We start from the raw sequence: 4,029 nt of genomic DNA on the forward strand, positions 1-4,029 counted from the left end.
GTCATGCCCAAGGATTTAGGACGCCTGCGCCCCGACCGCCAGCCCGCGCAGGCGCGGCGCGATGAGGTTGGGGGTTGCCCTGGGACGGCGGAGCAGGCAGGCAACGCCCGGTGAACGACCGCAACGATATCGGCCTGCCCGCCCGCGCCGCCGCCCTCGACATTCTGGCCGCAGCCCTCGCCCGCCGCTCGGGCCTGGACGAGGCTCTGTCGGCCCCGGGATTCAACGCCCTGCCCCTGCGCGACCGCGCCTTCGCCCGGGCCCTGGCCATGGCGACGCTGCGTCGCCTGGGCCCCATCGACCGCGCCCTGGACGGACGGCTGGCCAAGGAGCCGCCGGAGGCCGTGCGCCATATCCTGCGCCTGGGCGTCGCCCAGGCCTTCCTGATGGAGACCCCGGCCTTCGCCGCCGTGGCCACCAGCGTCGACCTGGCCGCAGGCCGCCGGGACTCGCGGCCCTTCAAGGGGCTGGTCAATGCTGTGCTGCGCAACCTGCTGCGCGAGCCGCCGGACCTGGCGGCCGCCGACAGCCTGGCGCCGGACTGGCTGATGGCCCGCTGGCGCGCCGCCTATGGCGAGGACGAGGCCCAGGCCATCGCCGCGACCATCGCACAGGAGCCGGCCACCGACCTGTCCCTGCGCGACCCCTCCACGGCCGCCCACTGGGCCGAGGCGCTTGAGGGCGAAATCCTGCCGGGCGGCGGCGTGCGCACCACCCGCCGGGGGGACGTGGCCGCCTGGCCGGGCTTCGAGACCGGCGCCTGGTGGGTGCAGGACGCCTCGGCCGCCGTCGCCGCCCGTCTGCTGGAGCCCGCGCCGGGCCAGCACATCCTGGACCTCTGCGCCGCCCCTGGGGGCAAGACCCTGCAACTGGCCGCCGCCGGCGCCGAGGTGACCGCCCTGGACCGCTCGGCCCAGCGGCTGAAGCGCCTGACCGAGAACCTGAAGCGCACCGGCCTTGCGGCCCGCACCCTGGCCGCCGACGGGACCGCCTGGCGGGGCGGTCCCTTCGACGGGGTGCTGCTGGACGCCCCTTGCGCCTCCACCGGCACCTTCCGCCGCCACCCTGACGTGTTGTGGGCGGCGCGGCCCGGGGATATCGCCGCCCTGGCCGCCACCCAGGCCCGGCTGCTGGCCGCGGCCGCCGAACAGGTGGCTCCGCACGGGCGGCTGGTCTATTGCGTCTGCAGCCTGGAGCCCGAGGAGGGTGAGGCTCAGATCGAGGCGTTCCTGCGCGCCCGGCCCGACTTCGCCCTGGAGCCCGCCGTCCCCGGCGAGGGCGGCGCCCCCGACGCCAGCCTGCGTCCGGATGGAACCCTGCGCATCCTGCCCCACCACCGGCCGGGGGGAACCGACGGTTTCTATATCGCCCGCATGGTGCGCCAGGGCTGAACGGGCCTGCGGTCCTTGTGGCGACGCGCAGGCTTGGGCTAAGTCGGTGCGATGACAAAGCGCCCCATCATCGCTCCCTCCATCCTGGCCTCCGACTTCGCCCGCCTGGGCGAGGAGTGCCGCGCCATCGAGGCGGCCGGCGCCGACTGGGTCCATATCGATGTGATGGACGGCCACTTCGTGCCCAACATCACCATCGGGCCGGACGTCGTGAAGGCCTTGAAGCCCCACGTCTCGATACCCTTTGACGTTCACCTGATGATCGCGCCGGCGGACCCCTATGTGGAGGCCTTCGCCAAGGCCGGCGCCGACCTGATCAGCGTCCATCCCGAGAGCGGTCCGCATCTGAACCGGACCCTGAAGCTGATCCGCAGCCTGGGCTGCAAGGCCGGCGTGGTGTTCAACCCGTCCACCTCGCCTTCGGTGATCGAATGGATGATGGACGAGATCGACCTGATCCTGGTCATGTCGATCAATCCGGGCTTCGGGGGCCAGAGCTTCATGACCTCGCAGCTGGCCAAGATCCGCAAGCTGCGGGAGATGATCGACGCTTCCGGTCGCGACATCCATCTGGAGGTGGACGGCGGGGTGACGCCGCAGACCGCGCCCCTGTGCCTGGAGGCCGGCGCCACGGCCCTGGTGGCCGGAACAGCCGTGTTCAAGGGCGGGCCTGACGCCTACGCCGCCAACATCGCCGCCCTCCGGGGCGCGTGAGGCTCGGGCGTGACGGGACAGCCCACCCCTTCCCCGACCCCCCGGCGCTGGCCTGGACAGATCACCGCGCTCGCCCTGGGCGTCGGCCTGCAGCGCCAGATCCAGCGGGAATGGCGCGGCACGCCCCTGCATCGCTGGCTGCTGGCCCATCCCAAGCCCGAGGGTCTGGCCGCCGCTCCGGCGGACCTGCGTCCCGGCCGGCCGGAGAACGGCCGGCGCATCCTGGTGGGGGACTTCACCTTCGCCGGGGCCACCCTGCACGCCGGCCCCAAGGGCGACCCCTGGGACCGCCCCAATCCCAGCCGCCGCTTCGCCGTGGCCCTGCATCGCTTCGACTGGCTGCGGGACCTGCTGGCCGTCGGCGATAGCGGGGCGGCCGAGGGCCTGCGCCTGACCCTGGCCTGGCGACGGATTTTCGGCCGCTGGAACGGCTTTTCCTGGGACCCTGACGTGCTGGAGCGTCGGGTGTTCAACCTGGCCTGCGGCGCGCGGGCCATCTGCGCCAAGGCCTCCGACGCCGAGCAGGCCCTGATCGCGCTCGATCTCGCCCGGCAGGGGCGGCAGCTGCTGTTCACCATCGAAGGCCCGGTTCGGGCCGCCGAACGCAGCGCCGCGGCGGCCATGGCCGGGGCGGCGCTGGCGGGAGAGGCCGGCGAGCGCCTGGCCGCCAAGGCCCTGGATCGCCTCGCCCGCGCCCTGCCCCACACCGTCCTGGCCGACGGCGGCCACGCCTCGCGCAGCCCCCAGGCGGCCCTCAACCTGCTGTTGGACCTGAAGACCCTGGACGGCGCCCTGGCCCAGAGGGGCATGGTCGCCCCCGATGAGATGATGCGGGCCATCGACCGCCTGAGCGGTGCGGTGCGCTTCTTCACCCTGGCCGACGGCGCCCTGCCAGTCTTCCAGGGGGGCGAGGCCCTGCGGCCGGCCCTGGTGGCCGCGGCCCGGGCCAGCGAGGACGACGCCGCCCGCGCCCTGCCCGCCCAAAGAAACGGCTATCAGCGCCTGGAAAGCCGCAGCCTGCAGATCGTCGCCGATGTGGAGGCGCCGGCCGCCGGGCCCTGGAGCGTGACGGCCTGCGCCCAGCCCCTGGCTGTGGAGATTCTGATCGGCGGGCGCCGGGCCATCACCAATGGGGGCTGGTCGCCGGACGCCGTGGGGCCCGAAGCCCTGCGCCTGGTGGATGCGGCCTCCACCGCCTCCCTGGGCGACCTGCCCTGCGGCGAGCCCGTGCGGGGCATGCGCGCCGGCGCGCTCGGGCCACGGCTGGTGGACGCCTTCGCCCCGGTCGCCGCCCGCCGCCACCAGGCCGACGGCGCCCTGTGGCTGGAAATGGCCCATGACGGCTGGGCCCGGCGGTTTGGGCTGCGGCACGAGCGGCGGCTCTATCTCGACCTCAACGCCGACGAGCTGCGGGGCGAGGATCGGTTCCTTCCGGCCACGCCGGCGCCCAAGGGCGAGGACCCCCGCCGGTTCATCCCCTTCGTTGTGCGCTTCCACGTCCATCCGGACGCCAAAGCCTCCCTGGCCCGGGATGGAAAGAGCGTGCTGATCAAGCCGGACGGCGAGGAGACCGGCTGGTGGCTGCGCAATGACGCCATGGAGGTGGCCATCGAGTCCTCGGTGGTCTTCCAGGATGGCCAGGGCCGCCGGACCAGCCAGATCGTCCTGCGCGGCCAGGTCCGCCAGGAGGCCGGGGCGCGCCTGCGCTGGAAACTGGCCGCCGCCGAGCCCTGGCCGCCCCCGCGTTAAGGCCCGGAAGGTTCGGCGCGGGCGTCGCATTGACTCCCGCCGCCGCCGGGGTCTAGAGCCCGCCTGTTCGGCGTGACTGGCGAAATCAAGGTGGGGAACCACCGGGGAGCGTCGAACGCAAGAGCCTGATGCGATCAGACGGAACCGTCTGATCGTTGAATCAGGCTCTAAACTC

The 4,029-nt window shown here is 73.5% G+C and carries 3 protein-coding genes and 1 riboswitch; all 3 genes read left to right on the forward strand.

What is annotated here, in order from left to right:
* Nucleotides 1-110 precede the first annotated feature (110 nt).
* The 3 genes from V7D28_RS14240 to V7D28_RS14250 are packed head-to-tail and all read left to right on the forward strand — an operon-like array spanning nt 111 to nt 3,854.
* Nucleotides 111-1,391 (forward strand): RsmB/NOP family class I SAM-dependent RNA methyltransferase, encoded by a 1,281-nt coding sequence (locus V7D28_RS14240; protein ID WP_333588044.1) that lies wholly within the window; start codon nt 111-113, stop codon nt 1,389-1,391.
* Nucleotides 1,392-1,442: 51 nt separating this feature from the next.
* On the forward strand, nt 1,443-2,105 hold the full coding sequence (gene rpe / locus V7D28_RS14245; protein WP_333588045.1) for a ribulose-phosphate 3-epimerase: 663 nt from the start codon (nt 1,443-1,445) through the stop codon (nt 2,103-2,105).
* Between the two features lie 9 nt (nt 2,106-2,114).
* Nucleotides 2,115-3,854: a heparinase II/III family protein gene (locus tag V7D28_RS14250; RefSeq protein ID WP_333588046.1), complete on the forward strand. Its 1,740-nt coding sequence runs from the start codon at nt 2,115-2,117 to the stop codon at nt 3,852-3,854.
* A gap of 62 nt (nt 3,855-3,916) precedes the next feature.
* Nucleotides 3,917-4,027: riboswitch (ZMP/ZTP riboswitch) on the forward strand.
* The last annotated feature ends 2 nt before the right edge of the window (nt 4,028-4,029 follow it).

It is taken from the genome of Phenylobacterium sp., from assembly GCF_036723115.1.
Taxonomy (GTDB): domain Bacteria; phylum Pseudomonadota; class Alphaproteobacteria; order Caulobacterales; family Caulobacteraceae; genus Phenylobacterium.

What these genes read in the sequence shown, in the direction of transcription:
- rpe (WP_333588045.1), top strand. Translation starts at nt 1,443, where the DNA reads ATGACAAAGCGCCCCATCATCGCTCCCTCCATCCTGGCCTCCGACTTC.